General features: G+C 69.7%; 26 protein-coding genes. 8 read left to right on the top strand and 18 right to left on the bottom strand.

Translation table 11 applies throughout. The annotated features are described in order from the left end of the window. Positions 1-3: 3 nt before the first annotated feature. Positions 4-1,527 (top strand): tripartite tricarboxylate transporter permease, encoded by a 1,524-nt coding sequence (locus SACAZDRAFT_RS12455; protein WP_005442119.1) that lies wholly within the window; start codon positions 4-6, stop codon positions 1,525-1,527. A 3-nt stretch (positions 1,528-1,530) separates the two neighbouring features. Here the strand turns inward: SACAZDRAFT_RS12455 and SACAZDRAFT_RS12450 are convergent, their stop codons facing one another. Together SACAZDRAFT_RS12450 and SACAZDRAFT_RS12445 are read right to left on the bottom strand one after the other, a co-directional pair. Next, a complete protein-coding gene (locus SACAZDRAFT_RS12450; RefSeq protein WP_005442118.1) occupies positions 1,531-2,442 on the bottom strand; it encodes a Gfo/Idh/MocA family protein in 912 nt (303 codons plus the stop codon). A 163-nt stretch (positions 2,443-2,605) separates the two neighbouring features. Next, complete coding sequence (locus tag SACAZDRAFT_RS12445) at positions 2,606-2,794, bottom strand: DUF3073 domain-containing protein (RefSeq protein ID WP_005442116.1); 189 nt, start codon at positions 2,792-2,794, stop codon at positions 2,606-2,608. A 208-nt stretch (positions 2,795-3,002) separates the two neighbouring features. Here SACAZDRAFT_RS12445 and SACAZDRAFT_RS12440 point away from each other — a divergent pair, with 208 nt between their 5' ends. After that, positions 3,003-3,911, top strand: coding sequence for a hypothetical protein (locus SACAZDRAFT_RS12440; protein ID WP_005442114.1), 909 nt, complete (start codon positions 3,003-3,005; stop codon positions 3,909-3,911). Positions 3,912-3,914: 3 nt separating this feature from the next. Here SACAZDRAFT_RS12440 and SACAZDRAFT_RS12435 read toward each other — a convergent pair whose 3' ends face one another. The 3 genes from SACAZDRAFT_RS12435 to ygfZ are packed head-to-tail and all read right to left on the bottom strand — an operon-like array spanning position 3,915 to position 6,629. After that, positions 3,915-4,853 carry an asparaginase gene (locus SACAZDRAFT_RS12435; protein WP_005442112.1) on the bottom strand — a complete coding sequence of 313 codons (939 nt, stop codon included), beginning with the start codon at positions 4,851-4,853 and terminating at the stop codon, positions 3,915-3,917. Continuing rightward, positions 4,850-5,446: an RsiG family protein gene (locus SACAZDRAFT_RS12430; RefSeq protein WP_005442111.1), complete on the bottom strand. Its 597-nt coding sequence runs from the start codon at positions 5,444-5,446 to the stop codon at positions 4,850-4,852. Before SACAZDRAFT_RS12430 ends, SACAZDRAFT_RS12435 begins: the two co-directional genes overlap by 4 nt. A 52-nt stretch (positions 5,447-5,498) precedes the next feature. Then, positions 5,499-6,629 carry a CAF17-like 4Fe-4S cluster assembly/insertion protein YgfZ gene (gene ygfZ / locus SACAZDRAFT_RS12425; protein WP_005442109.1) on the bottom strand — a complete coding sequence of 377 codons (1,131 nt, stop codon included), beginning with the start codon at positions 6,627-6,629 and terminating at the stop codon, positions 5,499-5,501. Between the two features lie 49 nt (positions 6,630-6,678). On the opposite strand from ygfZ, the gene SACAZDRAFT_RS12420 reads away from it, so the two are divergent. Next, positions 6,679-7,527: an aminodeoxychorismate lyase gene (locus tag SACAZDRAFT_RS12420; RefSeq protein WP_005442106.1), complete on the top strand. Its 849-nt coding sequence runs from the start codon at positions 6,679-6,681 to the stop codon at positions 7,525-7,527. A gap of 7 nt (positions 7,528-7,534) precedes the next feature. Here SACAZDRAFT_RS12420 and SACAZDRAFT_RS12415 read toward each other — a convergent pair whose 3' ends face one another. From SACAZDRAFT_RS12415 to SACAZDRAFT_RS12390, 7 genes are all read right to left on the bottom strand, one after another. Then, positions 7,535-8,146, bottom strand: coding sequence for an FABP family protein (locus SACAZDRAFT_RS12415; RefSeq protein ID WP_005442104.1), 612 nt, complete (start codon positions 8,144-8,146; stop codon positions 7,535-7,537). Positions 8,147-8,416: 270 nt separating this feature from the next. Continuing rightward, positions 8,417-8,722, bottom strand: coding sequence for a DUF1416 domain-containing protein (locus tag SACAZDRAFT_RS12410; RefSeq protein ID WP_005442100.1), 306 nt, complete (start codon positions 8,720-8,722; stop codon positions 8,417-8,419). Then, entirely contained in the window at positions 8,719-9,561 is an 843-nt protein-coding gene (locus tag SACAZDRAFT_RS12405) for a sulfurtransferase (protein ID WP_040927753.1), read from the bottom strand. The genes SACAZDRAFT_RS12410 and SACAZDRAFT_RS12405 overlap by 4 nt, the downstream gene beginning before the upstream one ends. A 63-nt stretch (positions 9,562-9,624) precedes the next feature. Beyond that, a complete protein-coding gene (locus tag SACAZDRAFT_RS12400) occupies positions 9,625-10,059 on the bottom strand; it encodes a DUF4395 domain-containing protein (RefSeq protein ID WP_005442097.1) in 435 nt (144 codons plus the stop codon). A gap of 1 nt (position 10,060) precedes the next feature. Beyond that, a complete protein-coding gene (locus tag SACAZDRAFT_RS24175; RefSeq protein WP_350960467.1) occupies positions 10,061-10,183 on the bottom strand; it encodes a putative leader peptide in 123 nt (40 codons plus the stop codon). Positions 10,184-10,225: 42 nt separating this feature from the next. Beyond that, complete coding sequence (locus SACAZDRAFT_RS12395; RefSeq protein WP_005442096.1) at positions 10,226-10,666, bottom strand: TlpA family protein disulfide reductase; 441 nt, start codon at positions 10,664-10,666, stop codon at positions 10,226-10,228. Between the two features lie 7 nt (positions 10,667-10,673). After that, positions 10,674-11,486 (bottom strand): LmeA family phospholipid-binding protein, encoded by an 813-nt coding sequence (locus SACAZDRAFT_RS12390; protein ID WP_005442094.1) that lies wholly within the window; start codon positions 11,484-11,486, stop codon positions 10,674-10,676. 214 nt (positions 11,487-11,700) lie between these two features. Here SACAZDRAFT_RS12390 and SACAZDRAFT_RS12385 point away from each other — a divergent pair, with 214 nt between their 5' ends. The 5 genes from SACAZDRAFT_RS12385 (at position 11,701) to mshD (ending at position 15,111) form a co-directional block, all read left to right on the top strand. Continuing rightward, entirely contained in the window at positions 11,701-12,459 is a 759-nt protein-coding gene (locus tag SACAZDRAFT_RS12385) for a response regulator transcription factor (protein ID WP_040927978.1), read from the top strand. Positions 12,460-12,644: 185 nt separating this feature from the next. Next, positions 12,645-13,040, top strand: a complete 396-nt coding sequence (locus SACAZDRAFT_RS23805; protein WP_232286267.1) for a P-loop NTPase family protein — start codon at positions 12,645-12,647, stop codon at positions 13,038-13,040. Then, complete coding sequence (locus SACAZDRAFT_RS23800; RefSeq protein ID WP_232286266.1) at positions 13,021-13,473, top strand: ATP-binding cassette domain-containing protein; 453 nt, start codon at positions 13,021-13,023, stop codon at positions 13,471-13,473. The genes SACAZDRAFT_RS23805 and SACAZDRAFT_RS23800 overlap by 20 nt, the downstream gene beginning before the upstream one ends. After that, the gene (locus SACAZDRAFT_RS12375; protein WP_005442088.1) at positions 13,470-14,162 is read left to right on the top strand and encodes an ABC transporter permease; all 693 of its coding nucleotides are present in this window, start codon (positions 13,470-13,472) and stop codon (positions 14,160-14,162) included. The genes SACAZDRAFT_RS23800 and SACAZDRAFT_RS12375 overlap by 4 nt, the downstream gene beginning before the upstream one ends. A gap of 25 nt (positions 14,163-14,187) precedes the next feature. Beyond that, positions 14,188-15,111 carry a mycothiol synthase gene (gene mshD, locus SACAZDRAFT_RS12370; RefSeq protein ID WP_005442087.1) on the top strand — a complete coding sequence of 308 codons (924 nt, stop codon included), beginning with the start codon at positions 14,188-14,190 and terminating at the stop codon, positions 15,109-15,111. A gap of 48 nt (positions 15,112-15,159) precedes the next feature. Here the strand turns inward: mshD and pstB are convergent, their stop codons facing one another. From pstB to SACAZDRAFT_RS12340, 6 genes are all read right to left on the bottom strand, one after another. Then, a complete protein-coding gene (gene pstB, locus SACAZDRAFT_RS12365; protein WP_005442085.1) occupies positions 15,160-15,939 on the bottom strand; it encodes a phosphate ABC transporter ATP-binding protein PstB in 780 nt (259 codons plus the stop codon). A gap of 26 nt (positions 15,940-15,965) precedes the next feature. Next, positions 15,966-17,060: a phosphate ABC transporter permease PstA gene (gene pstA / locus SACAZDRAFT_RS12360; RefSeq protein WP_005442083.1), complete on the bottom strand. Its 1,095-nt coding sequence runs from the start codon at positions 17,058-17,060 to the stop codon at positions 15,966-15,968. Continuing rightward, on the bottom strand, positions 17,060-18,004 hold the full coding sequence (pstC, locus tag SACAZDRAFT_RS12355) for a phosphate ABC transporter permease subunit PstC (protein WP_005442082.1): 945 nt from the start codon (positions 18,002-18,004) through the stop codon (positions 17,060-17,062). Before pstC ends, pstA begins: the two co-directional genes overlap by 1 nt. 119 nt (positions 18,005-18,123) lie before the next feature. Further along, positions 18,124-19,221 carry a phosphate ABC transporter substrate-binding protein PstS gene (pstS, locus tag SACAZDRAFT_RS12350; RefSeq protein WP_005442081.1) on the bottom strand — a complete coding sequence of 366 codons (1,098 nt, stop codon included), beginning with the start codon at positions 19,219-19,221 and terminating at the stop codon, positions 18,124-18,126. 243 nt (positions 19,222-19,464) lie between these two features. Continuing rightward, positions 19,465-20,127, bottom strand: a complete 663-nt coding sequence (phoU, locus tag SACAZDRAFT_RS12345; protein ID WP_005442080.1) for a phosphate signaling complex protein PhoU — start codon at positions 20,125-20,127, stop codon at positions 19,465-19,467. A 102-nt stretch (positions 20,128-20,229) separates the two neighbouring features. Continuing rightward, entirely contained in the window at positions 20,230-21,738 is a 1,509-nt protein-coding gene (locus SACAZDRAFT_RS12340) for an LCP family protein (RefSeq protein ID WP_040927752.1), read from the bottom strand. Positions 21,739-22,014: the final 276 nt, after the last annotated feature.

The following is a 22,014-nucleotide window of genomic DNA, read 5'->3' as shown; positions in this document are numbered from 1 at the left end:
TCGATGGACGTCACAGCGTCACTGTCGAACCTGATCGACGGCTTCGGCACCGCGCTCACTCCGACCAACCTGCTGTTCGCCGCGCTGGGCGTGGTGCTCGGCACGGCCATCGGGGTGCTGCCGGGCATCGGGCCCGCGATGGCGGTCGCCCTTCTGCTGCCCGTGACCTACGGACTGGACCCGACGGCGGCGTTCATCATGTTCGCGGGCATCTACTACGGCGGCATGTTCGGCGGCTCCACCACGTCGATTCTGCTGAACACGCCGGGCGAGAGCGCGTCCGTGGTGACCGCGATCGAGGGGTATCCGCTGGCCAGGCGCGGTAAGGCGCCGCAGGCGCTGGCCGCGGCGGCGATCGGCAACTTCATCGGCGGCTTGATCGGCACCGTCGCGCTGGTGCTGCTGGCGCCGATCGTGGCGTCGTTGGCGGTGGACATCGGTGCGCCGGACTACTTCGCGGTGATGGTGCTCGCCTTCGTCGCGGTGACCTCGGTGCTCGGGAAGTCGCGGGTACGCGGCTTCGCGTCGTTGCTGATCGGGTTGTCCATCGGGCTCATCGGCCTCGACCAGATGACCGGGCAGGCCCGGTTGACGTTCGGGTCGCTGCACCTGTCCGACGGCGTCGACGTGGTGATCGTCGCGGTCGGTCTCTTCGCCGTGGGTGAGGCCCTGTGGGTGGCGGCGCACCTGCGTCAGAAGCCGGAGAAGCCGCTGACCACCGGTCAGCCGTGGCTCGGCAAGGACGACGTCCGACGCACCTGGAAGCCGTGGCTGCGCGGTCCGGTGATCGGCTTCCCGTTCGGGGCGATCCCGGCAGGCGGGGCGGAGATCCCGACCTTCCTGTCGTACGTCACCGAGCGGCGCCTGGCCAAGCGCAAGGACGAGTTCGGCAAGGGCGCCATCGAGGGCGTGGCCGGACCGGAGTCCACCGCGAGCGCGTCGGCGGCGGGCACGTTGACCACGATGCTCACCCTCGGACTGCCCACCACGGCCGTCACCGCGGTGATGCTGGCGGCGTTCCAGCAGTACGGCATCCAGCCCGGGCCGCTGCTGTTCGACCACGAGTCGGAGCTCGTGTGGGCGCTGGTCGCCAGCCTCTTCGTGGGGCTCGTGCTGCTGTTGGTGATCAACCTCCCCCTCGCGCCGGTGTGGGCGAAGCTGCTGCGGATCCCGCGGCCGTACCTGTACGCGGGGATCCTGTTCTTCGCCGCGGTCGGCGCGTATTCCGTCGGCGGCCAGGCGATCGACCTGGTGCTGCTGTTCGCGATCGGAGTGATCGGCTTCGTGATGCGGCGGTTCGGGCTTCCCGTGCTGCCCGCGATCATCGGTGTGATCCTTGGCCCGGCAGCCGAACTGCAGATGCGCCGAGCGCTGCAGATCAGCAACGGCGACCTGATCGGGCTCGTCAACTCGCCCATGGCCGTGACGGTCTACGTGGTGGTGACGCTGATCCTCGCGTGGCCGCTGCTGCGCCGGCTGCTGCCGACCGGACGCGACCGCGAGAAGGCCGGCTCGTCTTCGACGTGATGGTCAGTCGAGGGCGGCGCGGGCTCGACACAGTTCGAGCACCCGCTGCAGGTGAACACCCCTGTGCACGTCGCAGGGGTGTTCCCGCATTCCGGAGTCGACCATCGCGGCGAAGTCGTCGAGCAGCGCGGTGAACGACTCCGGCCCGCCGTTGTGCTCCCGGCCCAGGACGCGCAGGCCGTGCTCGCCGTAGACCGCGAACTCCACGGCCGTGGGTCGGACGGGCAGCCGTGACGCGAGTGCGACCGAGCTGGTCGCTCCACCGTCGTGCTCAAGCAGGATGTGCCACAGATCACCGGCGTTCCGGCGGGCGGAGACCACGTCGGTGATCGGGCCGAGAGCGGCGTCGACCAGGTCGAGCACGTGCGGACCGATGTCGCCGAGTGAGCCGATCTCGTGGCGCCAGGCGGCCTTGCCGTACTGGTCGCCGAGCAGCGCGCCCGACAGCCAGCGGGCACTGGCGCCGGTCCAGCCGCCGGTCTCGGCGATCCCGGCCAGCCAGTCGCGGGTGCGCATGGTGTAGCGCAGTGTCAGGACCATGAGGGCGACGACGTCGCTCTCGGACACGGCGCGGGCGATGCGCTCGGCCTGCGCCACGTCCGCGGCGAGGGGCTTCTCGAGGATAAGGTGCTTGCCCGCCTCCGCGGCGGTGACGGCGAGGTCACCCTGCACGGTGGGAGGCACGGCGAAGGCGACGGCGTCGACCGAGTCGAGCAGCTCGTCGAAGGTGTCACACGCCGTCGCGTCGTACTCGTCCGCCAACGCGGCGGCGACCTCGGGCCTGCGAGTCCAGACGGCACTCAACGTGGTGGCGGGATGATCGGCGACACCGGGTGCGTGCACCCTGCGCGCCCACGAACCGGCACCGACGAGGCCGACTCTCAGCTGCGAGTTCACTGGCTCCACGGTGTCCACAGCCACAGCCTAGAACACCGGGACGGCACCACTGGCCCGGCGTTCACCGGCGCCTGCTGCTGCGCACGCCGGTGAACGCCGACCACTGAAGTTCGATGCCGAGCACACGCTGACGCGAGGGTGGATTCGAGTCACCCGCATCCACCCTCGCGCCGACGTCGGATCAGCGGCGGTACTCGTCGTACCCGTCGTCGTACGGGTCCTCGTACCGATCCTCGTCCTCGCGGGTGTCGTCGTTGGACGACTTACCCGACAGCTCTCGCTGCAGTGCATCGAAGTCCGTGGTGGGAACGCTGTACTTGAGCTCCCGGGCCACTTTTGTCTGCTTGGCCTTAGCTCGGCCGCGCCCCATGGCTCGACCCCCTTGCACAGGGGCGGGGCGGCCGGGGGAAATCGGCGGCCCCGCGTCGTCTCGACTACTTTTCCTAACCACACCGTACCGTGCCTTCGGGTGCTTATGCGACGTGGCACGGTGTGCGACCGCTGACAGTATCTCCCGTCCTGTGGTCTACGGCCCAGCCGGTGCCCGGCGAGTGGGCGAGTCGTGTCACGATTCACGGGTGCTTCGACCGTTCGCGGCCTACCTGAGGGTGTACGAACCGCTGTCGTCCTTCGGCGATCCGCCGGACGACGCGCTGCTCGCGGCGGTCGAGCGCTCCGAGATGACGCCGAACGAGGCGATCGCCCGCGAGCAGTGGCTATGGCTTAGATCACAGGTCTCGGCGACCCAGACGCTTCCCGGTGAGACGCCCGACGGGCGGGCGGGCGCGAGTCTGCGCACCGACGTCCTCGTGATCGAGCCGGGCGAGGTGCCCATCAGCGACGACACCGTCGAGCTGGCCTCCGAGCCGCTCGTCTGCCCGCTGGAGATCAGGGTGCGTTCCGCCGCCGCGCTGTCGAGCTTCCTCGACGACGCACCCCCCGCGTTGCAGGCGGCGGTGCTCGACGCGAAGGGGCTCACCCCGGAGGCGGTGAAGAGCCGGTCGAGCGCGGCGTTGCGCGACCTGTACGGGTCGACCATGCACGTGTTGTCGACCAACTGGACCGTGCCGCTGCCGTGGTTCACCATCGTCGACCCCGACGAGCGGCGGATCGTGCTGGGCACCGGACCGTCGGACCCCATCCGCGAGGTGTCGTGGCGGGTCGCCATGGCCGATGCGATGGACCGCATCACCGAGGCCGAGGAGCTGGTTCGGAAAGCGCTCGGGGAGGACGCGGGACCGACCCGGATCCTCAGCGAGACCAGTCGATGGTTGTCGAGCTTCCACCCGCACTCCGCGGTGGAACTCGACTACGGCGGACTGGTCCAGTTGATCGAGGACCCGGTGCTCGCCACCGACACGAGTGCCGACGAGGTGCACACGATCCTGGACGCACTGCGCAGAGAGTCCGTCGAGGAGGTCGCCGAGGCGTTCGAGAATCTGCGCGACTACTGGGGCGAGCTGGCGTCGCGCGAGCGGTTCAACTAGGGCTCAGGCGAGCCTGCGGGCCAGCTCGGCCTCGACCGTGGCGGGCACGCGCAGCTCGCCGACCTCCCGGCCACCGCCCAGCACGAGCCCGGCACCACGCCCGAGACCGTCGACGACGGCCCGCGCGGCCGGATTGTCCGGCAGGGCGCCGAGCGCCCGCAGCGCCGCGACCAGGATCGGTCCCCGGGCGCGCGAGGCGCCGTCGTCGACCTTGACGGCCACCGTGGTGCCGTCGGGCAGGGTCATCGCGTGCACGCCCTCGGCGCCTGCCTTGCACAGCAGACCGGGCACGGCCAGCATCAGCAGCGTGTCCTCCCGGCCGGTGCCCGCGACCAGCCACGGATGCGTGCGCATCACCTCGCCCGCCCGCGTGCGCGACGCGGCGGAGAACGCCCTGGCGAGGCCCGTGAGCGAGAACGCGAACAGCGGTGCGCCGCAGCCGTCGACGCCCACCGCGGCGATCTTCTCTCCCGTGAGCTCGATCACCGTGTCGGCGATGGCGCGCTGCAGCGGGTGGTCGGGATGGGTGTAGGTGGCGGTGGGCCACCCTCGCTGCACGCACGTGGTGAGCATCCCGGCGTGCTTGCCCGAGCAGTTCATCGCCGCCCTGCGCGGGTCGGGTGGACAGTGCAGGTCGTCCTCGTCGAGCCCCGCGGCCGCCAGGACGGCCAGGGCGCGGTCGACATGGCCGGGCTCACCCGCGTGGGACGCGCACACGAGCGCGAGATCGCTGTCGGCGATCTCCAGACCGGCGTTCAGCATGCCGAGCGCCTGGAACGGCTTGTTCGTCGAGCGAGGGAAGACCGGGGTGTCGATCTCGCCCAACGCGGCACGGACCGTGCCGTCGGGTGCCAAAACGACCACGGCACCCCGGTGCACGCTCTCCACGAACCCCGAGCGGGCCACCTCGACCAGCACCGGGTTCTCCGTTGCGAAACTCATGTGTGTCCGTTCTCGGTCCGCTCGCCGCCGGGCGGGCCCTGACGGCGTTCGCTGTCCAGTAGTTCGTCGACCGACGCGGCGCCCTGCGCGTACCGGCGTGCTATCTCGGCGTTGAACGCGTCGACGACGTTCTGCACCTCGCGCCGACGTTGGGAGACCGACCTCTCCTGCTCCCGGTAGCTCGCGAGGGCCTCGGCGAGTCTGTCGTCCGACAGCGACGTGACGTCGGACAGGTCGGCGTCCCCGACGAGGGCCTCCGCGCTGCGCCGGTACTCACCCGCGCGCGACGGCTCCAACTTCTGGTAGCGGCCCGATCCGGTGGCCGGGCCCAGCGCGTTGTCGGCGAGGATCGCGGTGAGCTGATCCACCACGCGGGTCTGGCCTCCGGATGCGCGCCGCTGCTGCTCCGCCTTCACGATGTCGATGCGGGCGTGGAGCAGTCGCCGGAGGTAGGACAGGTCGGTCTCTTCCTGGGCCGCCTCGTTGCGCCGTTCCCGCAACGTCGACATCGGAAGGCCGCCGAGGTCGCGCGCGTAGTCGTCGGCCAGCACACGGTCGATCCGACGGCGCCCGCCGGGCCGGACTTCGATCACGGGGTCATCCTGCTCTACGACGATGGAATCCACCAGTGGAACGGCAGCACATTCAGCCACGTAGACGCTGCGCGGCCTCTCGTCCCGGGGCGGCGTGTGCGCGCGGAACCGAGTCGGGGTCCACCGAAGCCTGCACCACGCGGTCCTCGGTGCCCACCGTCAGTTCGGCGTCCCACGGGGTGGAGCGCTTGAGCAGAGCCAGCGCGATGGGGCCGAGCTCGTGGTGCTGGGCCACGCTGCCGACCCGGCCGATCGTGCGCTCGCCCAGCAGCACCGGATCGCCCGTCTCCGGGTAGATCTCCTGCGACCCGTCGAGGTGCAGCAGCACCATGTGGCGCGGCGGCCTGCCCACGTTGTGCACCTTGGCGACGGTCTCCTGACCGCGGTAGCAGCCCTTCGCGACGTGCGCGGCGGAGCCGATCCAGCCGACCTCGTGCGGGATGGCGCGTTCGTCGGTGTCGACGCCCAGTTTCGGCCGTCGCGACTCCACGCGCAGCGCGTCGAAGGCCCAGGTGCCCGTGGGGCGGGCCCCGGCATCGGTGAGCCGGGTCCACCAGTCGTCGAGCTCCGCCCTCGGCACGAGCAGATCCACACTCGACGCACCGGGCCACGGCATCCTGCGTGCCACACCGCCGGAGAAACGCGTGACCGCGTAGGGGCGGGAGTCGAGCGCGATGTCGAACCGCGCCAGCAGCTCGGGCACCTCGGGCCCCAGCAACGTCAGCAGCGCCCAGTCGTCGGTCGCGTCGGTGATCTCGACCTTCGACCAGAACTTCATGGCCTCGAAGTAGGCCTGCAGGGGCTGCTTCGGATCGCCCTTCGGCAGCGCCGAGGTCGCCATGGCACCCGGGTCGGTGTCGAGGTACACGGTGCCGTCGACGTGCGCGAGCACCATGTGCGCGTCGATCCGGCCCTGGCTGTCGAGGACGAGTGCCTCGGTGCCCTCACCGTCCGGAAGCTCGGTGACGTGCTGCGAGATGACCAGGTGCAGCCACGACAGCCGTTCCTCGCCCGTGACGGTCAGGATCTGCCTGTGCGAGCGGTCGACCACGGCGACGCCGCGGCTGGCGGTGCGTTGCTCGGCGAACGGGTCACCCCAGTGCCACGGCACACCGGCCTCGGGAAGGTCGTCGGGGGGTGCGACGGCGCCGGGACGCCTCAGCAGCGGAGACTCATACGCCATACCCCGATCGTAGGCTGGATCGTCGATCACGGGTGAGTACGGTGGTCCCATGCGCGTTTTGGCGTTCCTCGACGGAACTCTCGGAGACCCCACCAAGCCGTACGTCCGCGTGGACAACACGGGTGTTCTGCGTGGTGACGGCATTTTCGAGACCGTCCTCGTGGTGGACGGAAAGCCCCGCGAGCTCGGCCCGCACCTCGACCGGCTGGCGCGGTCGGCGGCGATGCTCGACCTCCCCGAACCCGATCTCGGCGCGTGGGAGCGTGCGGTGCAGCAGGTGATCCACAACTGGCAGGGGGCCCCGGAGATCGCCGTCAAGCTGGTCTACACGCGCGGGTCGGAGGGAGACCCCGACGCCGAGCCGTTCTGCTACGCGCTGGGCATGGACATCGACGACAAGGTCCGCACGGCCCGGGCCGAGGGCGTCGCGGTGGCGACGCTCGACCGGGGGTTCGGGCCGGACGTCGCCGAGCGCGCCCCCTGGCTGCTGCTCGGCGCCAAGACGCTGTCGTACGCCGTGAACCTGGCCGCGCTGCGCGAGGCGGGGCGGCGCGGGGCCGACGACGTCGTCTTCACCGCGACGGACGGCACGGTGCTGGAGGGCCCGACGTCCACGGTCGTCGTGGTGAAGGGCCGGACGCTGTACACGCCGCCGCCGACGGTCGGCATCCTGCCCGGCACCACGCAGCGCGCCGTGTTCCGGGCCGCCGAGGACGCGGGGTGGACGGCGAAGGTCGAGAACCTGCGGGTGGAGGACCTGACGTCGGCCGACGGGTTGTTCCTCGTGTCGTCGGTGCGGAAGGTGACGAGGGTCCACACGCTCGACGGCACGCGGCTGACCGACTCCACGGCCATCCACCGCGAGCTGTGCGAGGCCTACGAGAAGCAGTACGCCTGAGGCGGGGTCAGCCGACCACGCGCTGCAGCACCGCCGAGCAGTGCGGGGTCATCGGCTGGCCCACCATCGCGCGTTCCTCGACCCAGCCGAGGTCGCCGTTGATGAGGCCGTACAGGCGCTTGGCGGCGGTGACGTCCTGGGCGGTGGCGGAACGCACCACGGCGTCGGTGCCGAGCTCCCACGCCGTCTGGTTGCGCGGCTTGCCGTAGAAGAGCTCGACGATGCCCGTGGAGTGGGCGAGCAGCAGCTCGATGGTGTCGTCGGCCTGAGGCCGCCACCAGCCGGTCTCGCGCGCCGCGAGGCGCAGCACGTCGCCGTTGTCGTCCAGCAGCCACGTCCGCGACTCGTGGTGGAGGAACGGCCTGCCGTCGTGGGCGATGACCAGTTGCTGGGCGAACCGGTGCGAGCGGTCGACCGTCGGGTAGCTGACCTCGCCCTGGCCACGCCAGACCCCCACGAGGGGAAGCAGGGCCAGGCAGGCGTCATTCAGCTCGGCGCCCTCCCGCAGGTTCGCGGTGTCACCGGGGATGGGCAGGTCGTCGAACTGCGGCAGGTTGCGGTGTGCCGTCTTCTCGGCGCGCTCCGCAGCAGCTCGGATTGCGTCGTCGCCGCTCGTCATGACGTCGTGGCTCGCTGTCTCGGTGTCGGTGTCGAGGCGCGGATCAGTGGTCGGTGTACAGGCGGTACACCACGTACGCGCTGAACCACACGGACGCGACGACGACCAACACCATCAGTGCCGTAAACAGAAACTCCACGGCCGAAGGATAACCCGCGCGGCGCCGGCAGCACCGGTCCGGGCCCTGAGAGAACTGACACAACGAAGGCCACCCCACCACGGCGGTGGGGTGGCCTTCGGGTTGCTTGCTGTGTCGATCCGGCGTGCGGGTCAGGAGACGGCGACGGCGACCCGGTGGACGCCGGGCCCGTCGGCCCGCACGTCCGCCTCGCCCTTGCCCGAACGGTGCAGGACGCGCACCGTCCACGCGCCCGGCGCGGCGTAGAAGCGGAAGTCGCCCTGGGGTGAGGCCTGCACCTCGCCCGCGAACTCGCCCGTCGCGTCGAGCAGGCGCACGTACGCGCCGCCGAGCGGGCCGTCGGTGCCGGTGACCGTGCCCGCGACCACCACCTGGCCGTTCGCGTCGGCGTCAGCCGGTGTCGCGGTCTGCGCCGGTGCTCCGCATCCGTCGCTCATCGCTTCTGCTCTCCCGTCTCCACCGGCACGCCGACCAGCGAGCCGTACTCGGACCACGAGCCGTCGTAGTTCTTCACGTCCTGCAGGCCGAGCAGCTCACGCAGCGCGAACCACGTGTGGCTGGAGCGCTCGCCGATGCGGCAGTAGGCGATGGTCGGCTTCGACGTGTCCAGGCCCGCGTCCTTGTAAAGCTGCTCCAGCTCCTCGTCGGACTTGAAGGTGCCGTCCTCGTTCGCGGTCTTCGACCACGGTACGTTGATGGCGCTGGGGATGTGGCCGCCGCGCAGGGCGCCCTCCTGCGGCAGGTGCGCCGGGGCCAGCAGCTTGCCCGTGAACTCGTCCGGCGAGCGGACGTCCACGAGGTTCTTCTGGTTGATGGCCTCCACGACCTCGTCGCGGAAGGCGCGCAACGAGTGGTCCTGCTCCTTGGCCTTGTAGTCCGTGCGCTCGCGGTTCACCGGGTCCGTGGACAGGGGCCGGCCGTCGAGCTCCCACTTCTTGCGGCCGCCGTCGAGCAGCTTCACCGCGTTGTGCCCGTACAGCTTGAAGTACCAGTACGCGTAGGCGGCGAACCAGTTGTTGTTGCCGCCGTAGAGGATCACGAGGTCGTCGTTGCCGATGCCCTTCTCCGACATCAGCTTCTCGAAGCCCTCGCAGTCGACGAAGTCGCGACGCACCGGGTCCTGCAGCTCCGCCTTCCAGTCGATCTTCACGGCGCCGGGGATGTGACCACCGTCGTAGGCGGTGGTGTCCTCGTCCACCTCGGCGAACACGATGCCCGGAGTGTTGAGGTTCTCCTCGGCCCAGTCTGTGGTGACCAGCACGTCTTCACGGCTCATGGCGGCACTCACTTTCTTCATCAATCGGGAAAACAGGACGACCAGGTTGCTGGGTGGTTCGCGTCACGCACGCTTGGTTCGTGGTGTGACCCGCCGCACCAGCAGATACACCTCGCAACCCAGACAGAAGTCGAAGGCCGCGTTGAGGAACGCGGCGAACAGTGCGAAGGCCGTCGCCACCAGTCCGAGCACGGTCAGCTCCGTCACGAAGCCCACGGTGCCCACGAGGGCGAACACGAACCCGACGGCCTGAGCGAAGCGCAGCGGCGCCGTGGCCTCGCGCTCGCTCGTCGGCGTCAACCTCGGCGCGACGAGCACGCGGTAGAGCATCGAGTACGGGGCGGCCGACAGGCCCACGAAGGCGCCGAGGGCGAACACCACGGTCTGGGCCGCCAGAAGCGGCCACCACTCGGTGACGAGCACGACCGCGAGGACGACCGTGGTGACCGCAGCCGCGAACCGGGGCCCACGCGGGTCCACGGAAGCTCCTGCGGACATGTCACCTCCGAGACGTCGACCGATGGATGTTCGCGGCGCTGGTCTTCGGACACAGGCTGCTCCGTACGCGGCACAGGTCGACGGCGCGCCGTTTCGTCAGGAGGTAGAGGGGCAGCCTGGTCACGCGACCGAGCGTACCCACGTCACTCACCTACGGGAACGATGTTCACTCTGTGAGACGCAGGTGCGGGGCCAGAGCGGCGCGCACCGCGTCCGTGGTCGGAACACCGTTGATCCGGAGGAGTTCGGCTCCCTCGGAGTCGAAGGCGATCGTGGTGGGCGTGCGCAGCACCCGCAGCGTCTGCGCGACCTCCGGCCGGTCGGTGATGTCGAGGTCGACATGGGCGACACCGTCGGCGGTCTCCGCGACCCGCGCCAGCACCGCGCGGGCGTGTCGGCAGGGGGCACAGAACGTGGTCGACAGCTGGACCAGCGTGATCGCGCCGGGCCGCAGTGCGTCGGCGACGGCGGCCGGGAGCGAGTCGCGCGGGTTCGGTGACGGGGCCGACATGGTGGTGCGGTGGATCCTCCCGTTGCGTAGGGACAGCAGCGTGCCGGCGAGCACGCCCGCGACGAGCGTGCCCCCGAGCACGAGCAGACCGGTCATCGGGCGGTCAGCCGCCGAACGCGTTCGAGGCGCCCGCGAACGTGACGTTCTTGGCTTCACCGTGCAACGTCAGGGAGCCCGAGTCGACCCGGACCGCGGTGGGGGTCACCGTGAACGGCATCTCACCGGCGTTGATGTCGGCCTCGAAGTGCGGGAGCAGTGCCTGCTGCACCTCGTCGGGGACGACGGTGGTCTCCTGGTCGTTGCCGAACTGGAGGCGGTGCGGCGTGATGCGGATCGTGGTGCCCTCCAACTCGATCATCGCGAAGGCGAAGATCTCGATGCGCTCGCCCGCGACGTCGGCCTTGCCGGACAGTCGCACGCCCGCGGTGGAGTCGTCGGTGTCCTCCTCGACCTGGGCTTCCCGCTCCTCGTCGACGCCCTCGCCGTGGAGCACGTACGCCTTCGAGGACGGCTCGATGCGCAGGTCGTCGATGTTCGTCAGCGGAGCCACGCGGGCGATGTCGCTCGCCTTCAGCGTGATCTCGCCCGCGAGCCGGTCGATCCTGATGTTGTCGACGTTACCCGCGGTGAGGTCGGAGATCGGCGCGGTGACGCCGTGGAGGTCGGCGCGCACGGCGACGTCCTGCAAATCCTGCACGCGGACGCCCTGGGCACCGATGCTGATGTGATCGTATTCGCCCGACAACGCTTGTGTCGTGAACGGGAAGCCGTGGATTTCGACCGCCGGATCATCACTCAACCCGAGCTGTTCGCGCGCTTTCTGTGACACGGTGTGTTCGGCGAAGGCGGCGGCGGCGAAGTCGGCGCCCACCAACAGCCCCACGAGCACGACCAGCACGATCACGAGACGCTTCATCCGGCGTCGGCTCCTTGTCCCGTCCGACTGCGTCCTGTCGGTTACCGCGGTGTTCACAACCACATCCGTTCTGTTAATTGCGTGTTTCAGCGGCCCCGATCTGGTGTGACCCCGGTTCCAGAACTTCTGCGACCGCGGGACCCGGCACTATTCTCGACTGAACCGGGACACCGTTTCGGTGTCCGTGGAAAGCATGGTGTGCGAGGTGGTGGCGATGAGCCTGGACCTGTTGATGCTGACGCCCGAACAGCGAGCCATCTCCGTCCTCCCCGCACTCGAACTGCTCCCGCATACGGTACGGGTGCGCGCTCCGGAGGTCACCGCCCTCCTGGACGCGGGGCCTCGGGACGTCATCGTCCTCGACGCCCGCAGCGACCTCGCGTCGGCCAGGAGTCTGTGCCGCCTGCTGAAGGGCTCCGGCGAGGGGGACAACCCCACTCCGGTGATCACGGTCGTGAGCGAGGGCGGACTCGTGGCGGTGACCTCCGAATGGCGCACCGACGACATTGTGCTCCCCACCGCCGGGCCCGCCGAGCTGGACGCCCGATTGAGGCTGGTCACCACCCGCGAGGGGGCCCAGGACGCGACCGACGGCGAGCTGCGGGTCGGTGATCTGGTGATCGACGAGGGCACCTACACCGCACGTCTGCGCAGGCGCACGCTGGAGCTCACGTACAAGGAGTTCGAGCTGCTGAAGTACCTCGCCCAGCACGCCGGCCGCGTCTTCACGCGGGCTCAGCTGCTGCAGGAGGTGTGGGGCTACGACTTCTTCGGCGGCACGCGCACCGTGGACGTGCACGTCCGGCGCCTGCGGGCCAAGTTGGGGCCCGAGCACGAGCAGTTGATCGGCACGGTGCGCAACGTCGGCTACAAGTTCGAACGCCCGGCCAAGGCCGCGAAGGGGTCCGCGTTCTCCGAGGACCTGGCCGAGGACCTGGCCGGGGACCCGGCCGAGGAGCTGTCCCCGCGCTGACGCCGCGAGACCGCTGCGCCATTCCGCCTTCGGGCGGGGTGGCGTTCTTTTTCGCCTACTAGGTAGCCAGCCTACTTAGTTCGCGACCGGATCACCCCGGCAGGTGACGAGGCCCTGCGGGACACCGCTGCGGAGTGGCACGCCTTCCGCCACGGCGTGGACTCGATCCTGGGGAAAGGACGCTGATGACGACGCGCAGGACGCAGTACGACGACTGGCTCGCCGCTTTCGCGAACGAGCTGCGACGGCGGGGCGTGGCACCGCCCGCTCTACGCCAGGTGGTCGCCGAGACCGCCACGCACCTGCAGGACAGCGGGGAACCGCCGGCGCAGTCCTTCGGCAGCCCGCGGACGTACGCCGACGTGGTGGTCGACAGCATCGGCCGGACCCGGCGCCCGCCCGGCCGGGTCGTGCTCGACGTGCGGGGCATCACCAAGAAGTACGGCCGCCACACCGTGCTGTCCGGGGTCGACCTCACGGTGCGGGCGGGCCAGATCGTGGCCGTCGTCGGCGCCAACGGGGTGCGGCAAGAGCACCTTCCTCGGTATCTGCGCCGGGCTGGTGAGCACCGACAGCGGTGAGGTCCGGGTCCACGGGACGCTCGGCTACTGCCCGCAGAACGGCGGCACGGCCGATTTCCTGTCGGCCGACGAGCACTTCGTCCTCATCGGAGCCGGGCGCGGGCTGACCCGGCGCCGCGCCACGGACGTCGGACATCGCAGGGCCGCGGAGCTGGACTGGCAGCCTGCCCGGGATCGTCAGGCGCGCCACCTCTCCGGGGGTACGCGACAGAAGCTCAATCTCGTGCTCGCCGGTCTCGGTGACCCCGACATCGTGTTGCTCGACGAGCCGTACCAGGGCTTCGACCGGGGCTCCTACCTGGACTTCTGGCAGCACGTGTGGGAATGGCGGGATGCCGGCAAGGCCGTCGTGGTGGTGACCCACCTGCTGAGCCAGCTCGACCGCGTGGACACCGTGCTGGATCTGACCTCGGCGGGGAGGGCTGTCGCGTGAACAAGATCGTCACGGTCGCCGAGATGGCGTTGCGGGAGGTGCTGCGGCGCCGTTCGGTGCTGGTGATCCTGCTGCTGTTGCCGTTGGCGTTCTACCTCAGCAGGCGCTCCGACCACCTCGGTCAGTCGATCCGCTTCGTCTGCCTCGGTCTCGGCTGGGCGCTGAGCACGGCCGCGCTGTTCGCGGGCAACTCCGGCAGGTCGATGGAGCCGCGGCTGCGCCTGTCCGGCTATCTCAGCCACCACCTCTACCTCGGCAGGCTCGGGGCGCTGTGGCTCGTGGGTCTCGTCCTCTCGGCCCCGTACTTCGTGTTGATTCTGGTGGACCAGCCCGACGTCCGGCACGGCTCGGTGGCGCTCATCATGGCCATCACCGTGCTGATCTCGGCTCCTTTCGGACTCGTCCTCAGCGCCGTGTTCCCGCGGGAACTGGAGGGGACGCTCATCCTGCTCGCCGTGACCGGGCTGCAGATGATGGCCGACCCCGCGACCCTGCTCGCGAAGGTGCTGCCGTTCTGGTTCAGCCGGGAGATCGCGACCTACGCGGTCGACGGGGTGGACGAGGCGTACCTGCTGCGTGGCCTGGCGCACGGAGCGCTCTGCACGGTGGTGCTGCTGGTCGTCGTCGCGGCAGCGTTCGCGGTGCGGTTGAGGCAGCGTCCCCACCTGCGGTTCGTGCCGTCCCGCTGATCCGTCACCGGGCTAGGGTTGGTTCATGCGCGAATTCGTGTGGGCCGACGAGCTGACGGACGACCGGGTCGAGGACGTGCGGGCGTTGCTGCTGGCCGCCCGCGAGACCGACGGACGCCCGGACGTCGAGCCCGGTGGTGCGCTGCCGGGCGAGTTCTCGGGACCACGTCACCTGCTGTGCCTGGTCGGCGACGGCGCATCGCGGGTGCTCGCCGGCTACGCGCACCTCGACGCCCGGGGTGACGCCTTCGGCAGGCAGGTCGCCGAACTGATCGTGCACCCCGCACACCGGCGGCACGGCCACGGCGCGGCGATGCTCGACGAGCTGGTGGGCGCCGTCACCGGCTCCCTGCGGATCTGGGCACACGGCGATCACCCGGCCGCCGCCCGGCTCGCGACGCGGTTCGGGCTCTCGCGCGCCAGGGAGCTGCTGGTCATGGGCGCGTCGTCGGCGGAGCAGGAGTGGCCGGAGCCGGTTCTTCCCGACGGCGTGCGCCTGCGGACGTTCGTGCCGGGGCAGGACGAGCAGGCCGTCATCGACGTGAACGCGCGTGCGTTCGACTGGCACCCGGAACAGAGCGCGTTCGACGTCGCGGCGCTGCGGGAGGCCCAGCGCGAGAGCTGGTTCGATGCCGACGGCTTCTTCCTCGCGGAGAACGCCGACGGGCGGGTGGTGGGCTTCCACTGGACGAAGGTGCACCCGCCGAACCCTCGCCGCTTCGGCGGGCAGCCCGTGGGCGAGGTCTACGTCGTCGGAGTCGACCCCGACGCGCAGGGCGGCGGGCTCGGCAAGGCGCTCACCCTCGCCGGTTTGCGTCACCTGCGAGACCGCGGCCTCGACCAGGTCATCCTCTACGTCGAGGGCGACAACGAGCCCGCCGTCGCCGTCTACCGCAAGCTCGGCTTCACCACGGTCGACACCGATGTCCAGTACGCGACAGGGTCGTGAGCCGGGCCTCGCGCCCCGCCCACGACCCTCGCCCGGCCGTGCGGTCCCTCAGCCGAAGCGGCCCGAGATGTAGTCCTCGGTGGCCTTGTTCTGCGGCGTCGAGAAGATCTTCGTAGTCTCGTCGATCTCGACGAGCTCACCGGGCTGACCGACGCCCTTGAGGTTGAAGAACCCGGTCGCGTCGCTCACCCGCGCGGCCTGCTGCATGTTGTGCGTCACGATCACGATCGTGTAGTTCTCCTTGAGCTCCAGCATCAGGTCCTCGATGGCCTGGGTGGAGATCGGGTCGAGCGCCGAGCACGGCTCGTCCATCAGCAGAACGTCCGGGTGCACCGCGATGGCCCTGGCGATGCAGAGTCGCTGCTGCTGACCGCCGGACAGGCCGGAGCCCGGCTTGTTCAGCCGGTCCTTGACCTCGTTCCACAGGTTCGCCGAGCGCAGCGACTGCTCGACGACGTCGTCCATCTCGGAGCGCTTCATCTTCTGGTTGTTCAGCTTCAACCCCGCGGCCACGTTGTCGTAGATCGACATCGTGGGGAACGGGTTGGGACGCTGGAACACCATGCCGATCTGCGTGCGCACGCGCACGGGGTCGACGTTCGGGGCGTAGAGGTCCTGGTCGTCCATGACGACCTGACCCTCCACCCGCGCGTTCGGCACCAGCTCGTGCATGCGGTTCAGCGTGCGGAGGAACGTGGACTTCCCGCAGCCGGAAGGACCGATCAACGCGGTGACCGCCCGTGGCTGGATCGTCATCGACACGCCCTGCACGGCGAGGAACTTGTCGTAGTAGATGTCGAGATCCTTGACCTCGATGCGCTTTGCCACAGTGCTTCCTATCCAGGTTCTTGACTTCAGCCGCGGGTCTTCGGCGCGAACAGCCGGGAGATGAGCCGGGCGACGAGGTTGAGCGCCATCACGATGATGATGAGCAGCAGCGCCGCTGCCCAGGCCCGATCGAGTGCCGGCTCGGGCGGCGTGCCCGGAGCCACGTACTGGTAGTACGAGAAGACCGGCAGCGTGGCCATCCGGCCGTCGAACGGATCGAAGTTGTCGCTCGTGGTGATCCCGACCGTGACCAGCAACGGCGCCGTCTCACCGATGACCCTCGCGATCGCGAGCGTGACACCGGTCGCGATACCGGCCAGCGCGGTCGGCAGGACCACCTTGAGGATGGTGCGCCACTTGGGCACCCCGAGCGCGTACGACGCCTCGCGCAGCTCGTTCGGCACGAGCTTGAGCATCTCCTCGGTGGAGCGCACCACCACGGGGATCATCAACACGCTCAACGCGACGGCGCCCATGATGCCCATGCGCACCCCCGGCCCGAACACCAGCGCGAACAGCGCGTAGGCGAACAGACCGGCGACGATCGACGGAATCCCGGTCATGACGTCGACGAAGAACGTGATGGCCTTGGCGAGTTTGCCGCGTCCGTACTCCACCAGGTAGATCGCGGTCAGCATGCCGACGGGCACGGAGATCACCGTCGCGAGCGCGGTGATGATCAGCGTGCCCATGATGGCGTGGTACACACCACCGCCCTCGCCGAGGATGCCCCGCATCGAGTAGGTGAAGAACTCGACGTCGAAGCGGGCCATGCCCTTCGTGACCACGGTGACGACGACCGAGATCAGCGGCAGCAGGGCGAGCACGAACGCGCCGGTGACGACGGCCGTGACGAGCCGGTCCTTCGCTTTGCGGGCGCCCTCGACGACACGCGCCCACGTGTAGACGACGACGGTGTGGGCGATGCCGGCCACGATGGCCGCGCCGGCGATGTTCCAGTCGCCGAACTGCCAGAGGCCCAGACCGGCGAGCAGGGCGACCGCCAGCACGAGCCACGACGCGCCCTTGGGGAGCTGGCCGTGCGTCAGCGGCACACCGGAGAGCGGAGTGTGCAGGTCGGGGCTGCTGTCCATGTCGGGAGTACTCGTTCGAGTGGGCATCAGTTGGCTCCCGAGAATTCCTTGCGCCGCTCGATCACCGCGCGGGCCGCCATGTTCACGACCAGCGTGAGCGCGAAGAGCACGAGACCCGAGGTGATCAGCGTGTTGACGGAGATGCCGGTGGATTCGGGGAACTGCAGCGCGATGTTGGCCGCGATGGTCCCCGGGTTGCCGGTGCCGATGAGGTTGAAGGTGACACCGCCCGACACCGAGAGCACGATCGCCACGGCCATCGTCTCGCCGAGCGCGCGGCCGAGGCCCAGCATGGACGCGCCGATGATGCTCGACCGGCCGAACGGCAGCACCGCCATCCTGATCATTTCCCACCGGGTGGCGCCCAGCGCCAGCGACGCCTCCTCGTGCAGCCTCGGCGTCTGCCGGAACGCCTCGCGCACGACGGCGGTGATGATCGGCAGGATCATCACGGCGAGCACGAGGATGGCCACGAGCATCGTGCGGCCCGTCGCCGACGCCGGCCCCTCGAAGAACGGGATGAACCCGAGGTTCTCCGCGAGCCAGCCCGTCGGCTCCACGGTCAGCGGCGCGAGCTGGTTGAAGCCCCAGAGGCCGTACACGATGCTCGGGACGGCGGCGAGCAGGTCGATCACGTACCCCAGGACCTGCGCGAGACGCCGGGGTGCGTAGTACGTCACGAACAGCGCGATCGCCACGGCGAGCGGGGCCGCGATGAGCAGCGCGAACACCGCCGAGAGCAGGGTGCCGAACAGCAGCGGCCAGATGTAGACGGCCAGCCCCTCGCCGTTCGGGATGTCCTCAGCGGGCGCGAGCAGCGCGGGCCAGGCCTCGACCAGCAGGAACGCCGCGACACCCGCGAGTACGACAAGAATCAGGACGCCTGCGCCTGTGGAGGCACCGGCGAAGATGCGGTCCCCTGGCCGCTGTGGCACTTTGCGCGCTCGCGGCCCTTCCGCTGTGCTGGGCAATTGCCATCCCTTCCGGTGATTGTCGCGGTGCCCGCACGATGACGTTCCACGACTTCTGACACGCCGACCGGGTGGTCACCGGCAGTGGTGACCACCCGGAACCCGTGTGGTTGTCAGTCTCAGCTCCCCGCACCGATCGCGTCGACGGCAGGCTGGAGCTCCTTGCGCAGAGCGTCGGAGATCGGGGCGGAGCCGGCGTTGTCCGCCGAGGCCTGCTGGCCCTCGGAGCTGATCATGTAGTTGAAGTACGACTTGACGACGTCGGCCTTCGCGGGGTCATCGTAGTCGGTGCAGGCCAAAGCGTACGAGACGAGGACGATCGGGTAGGTGCCCGCCTCCGTGGTGTCGCGTGCGAGCTCGTAGGCGAAGCTCGTGTCGCCGCGACCCTCGATGCGCTCCGAGACCTCCAGCACCTTCGCGGCGGCCTGCGGCGAGTAGGCGACGAAGTCGTCACCGACGCCGACCTTCACCGTGCCGAGGTTGCCGGCCTGGCTGGCGTCGGCGTAGCCGATGGCGCCGTTGCCGTTGGTGACGGCCTGGACGACACCCGAGGTGCCCTGCGCGGCCTCGCCACCCTTGACCGGCCAGTCACCGCTGGGCTCGTGCGGCCACTCCTCGCCCGCGGCGGCCTTCAGGTACTCGACGAAGTTCTCCGTGGTGCCCGACTCGTCCGAGCGGTTCACCGGGGTGATGGCAAGGTCGGGGAGGTCGACGCCCGGGTTGGACTCGGCGATCTCCGGGTCGTTCCAGTTGGTGATCTTCTGGTTGAAGATCTTCGCGATCGTCTCGGGCTTGAGGTTCAGCTCGTTGACGCCCTCGATGTTGAAGATCACGGCGACCGGCGAGACATAGGTCGGGATCTCGACGACGTTGCCGCACCGCTCCTGCGCGGCCTTCAGCTCGTCGTCGTCGAGGAACGCGTCGCTGCCACCGAAGTCGGAACCGCCGCTGATGAACTGCTCACGGCCACCGCCGGAGCCGATCGGGTCGTAGTTCACCGTCACGTCGGGGTTGTCGGCGAGGAAACCGGCCTGCCACGCCTTCTGCGCGGCCTCCTGCGAGCTGGCGCCGGCACCCGAGATCGTGCCCGACAGACCCGAGCCGTCGCCGCCTTGCCCGCTGCCCTGCTCGTTCGCCGAACCACAGGCCGCGATGCCGAGGGTGAGCGCGGCAGCCGCCGGGAGAGCGATGACGCGGCCCAGGGGGTAACGCTTCACAGTAGACCTCTTCCACAGGGTGGAGGCCGGTCGCTGCCGACCTCGGGGGATGCTCACGGGCAGGACGCTATGGGCCGCAGTTGACGCTGTAGGGCAGCGTTGGTGAACGGAAGTTGAACGAAACCGGACATCCAGCGAACATCACGGCGACATCACGACGGCGTGACGCTGCGTTGGCTCTGCAGGGGTTCTCAGGCGTACAGAACGTGGACGTCCGGTGTGTCAAGCATTCGTTCGAGTGGTTCACGCGTCGGACGAGCTGTAACCCGGCATACGCCCCGTGACCACGAACACCATCCGCCGCGCCACCGACACCGCGTGGTCGGCGTAGCGCTCGTAGAACCGGCCCAGCAGCGTCACGTCCACCGCCGTGGAGACGCCGTGCTCCCAGTTCTTGTCCATGATCACGCTGAACAGGTGCCGGTGGATGTCGTCGACGTGGTCGTCGTCGTCCTCCAGGCTGCGGGCGGCCTCGACGTCCCGCGTCTTGATGATCTGCTCGACCTTCCGGGCCAGCCGCACCGCGATCGTGCCCATGTCGGCGAAGTACGGCTGGACGTTCGCCGGCAGGACCGGATCGGGGTGGCGACGCCGGGCGGCCTTCGCCACGTGGAGAGCGAGGTCTCCCATCCGCTCCAGGCTCTCCGCGGCGTGGATGGCGGCCAGCACGATCCGCAGGTCGGTGGCCACGGGCGCCTGCAGAGCCAGCAGGGCGTAGGCCTGCTCCTCGCAGTCGGCACGGGCGTCGTCGACGAGCCTGTCGTCGCTGATGACCTGCTCGGCCAGCTTCAGATCCGACTCCAGCAGAGCCTTCGTGGCCCGTTCCATCGCATCCGCGACCTGGACGGACATCTCGGCCAGTCTCGTGGCCAGATTTTCGAGTTCGACGTGGTAAGCCTCGCGCATGCCCGTCACTCTACGTCCGGGTTAGCACCCCTGCCGTACAGCAGGATGAACGCCCCGTGAACCCCGGCTGTCCTCCTGGCGGGTGACCGTGTCCGGCCCCTGTCAGGCGGGAGCGGCCTGCTGCGTCCGCGCCGAGTCGGGGCCGTCGGAGCCCTGCCCGACCCGGGTGTCCTGCGGGGTTTCCTCCTCCTCGCCCGGCAGGGGAGTGTTCTCGATGAGCGCGCTGAACAACGCGTCCGTCTCGGCCTCCAGCAACACCTCGTTGCCGCGCTCGTTCGCCTCGCCGACGGTGGGAACGGTCAGGAAGGTGACCTTGCCCGAGTCCATGCCCCGCATCGACTGCGCGAGGGTCATCATCTGGTCCACGCCGATGTTCTCGCCGAACGTGGAGCGGGCGAAGGCCTGGACGAAGCCGGTGAGTTTGCCCATGTCGAGCAGCACGTCGCCGGACATCACCCGGCTCAGCAGGGAGGACAGGAACTGCTGCTGCCGCTGCATCCGGCCGTAGTCAGAGAACGTCGGGTCGCCGTACACCTTGCGGGCCCGCACGAAGCTCAACGCCTGGTCGCCCTTGAGCACCACGTCGCCGGTCTCGGCGACGATCAGCCCCAGTTCGGCGTCACGCATGGGTTCGTCGAAGTGGATGGTGACGCCGCCGACGGAGTCGACCATGCCCTTGAAGCCCTGGAAGTCGATGCCGACGAAGTGGTTGATCTTCATGCCCGATATCTGCTGGACGACCTTGGTGACGCAGCGGGGACCACCGAGGTTGAACGCGGAGTTCAATTTGACCGCGTCGGCCGCCGGCACCGGCTCGCCGTACTCGCCCGTGGCCGAGTTCCAGCGCCGGCATTCGGGCCGGGAGATCTCCAGGTCGCGCGGGAAGGAGATCACGACGACACGCCGACGGTCCTTGGGCACGTGGGCGAGCATCACCGTATCGGACCGGGCGCCCTGGACGGTCTCGGCCGTACCGACGTTCTCGCCGTCCTCGGCGCCCTCGCGGGTGTCGGAGCCGACGATCAGGAAGTTCTCGTCACCGAGCTGGGCCGAGGCGCGGCGGATGTCCGACGAGTCCTCGTCGAGGGCCGCGATCTCGTTGAACTGGCCCTCGAACCAGGTCTTGGCGCCCCAGCCCACGCCGCTGGCGAGGAAGACGAGGGTGGCGATGACGATCGCGGTCGCGCGCGAGGCGAGGACGCGGCGTCGGACCGCCGGGTTCGGGGCTTCGGTGGGCGCCGAAGCCGGCTCGTCGGCAGCGTCGGCCGGGTCGAGCGAGTCGGAGTCGGCCGGGTCGGGATCGGGTGAGGCGGGGTCGGACGAGGTCGGCGCGTCGGAGGCGGCGACGGACCCGGCCGGTGCAGGTTCCCCGTCGTCGTCGGGGTCGGTGTGGGTGCTGCGGGGGCCGCCCCGACGGGGGGTCTTCGAGCCCACGGGCACGACGCGCTGCAACGCCGTCATGGTGTGTTCGAGCAGGCGCGCCCGCTTCTGGCGCTTCTTCCGCTCTTCCGCCTCGAGCTCGTCGTGTGCGGCGGAGAACCGTGCCAGCGACTCGTCGATCTTGCGGCGGTACTTGGTGGAGTCGTCGATCGGCTCCAGCTGGTCGGTCATCGTGAGCCGGTCTTCGAGCGACCGCTCCGGGCGTTCGGGAAGCGGTCGCCGCCGGGGCCGGGGCGGGGCGGACGGTGCCGCGGGTGCCGGCGGTGCCGGGGGTGCAACAGCCGCCGCGGGTGCCGCGAAGTCCTCGGGGTCGGCGGCGTCCGGCTCGGCGGGAAGAGGCGGCGGGGCCGGTGGTGTCACCGGCGGCTCGGGCGGAGGCACGGGCGAGGTCCGCGTCGTCGCGCGGACCCGCGGCGGGAGCGGGTTGCCGTTCGTCGGCGCGGGTGG

Origin of the sequence: Saccharomonospora azurea NA-128, from assembly GCF_000231055.2 — a bacterium.
GTDB lineage: Bacteria > Actinomycetota > Actinomycetes > Mycobacteriales > Pseudonocardiaceae > Saccharomonospora > Saccharomonospora azurea.
This window is presented reverse-complemented; position numbering and strand designations above follow the sequence as displayed.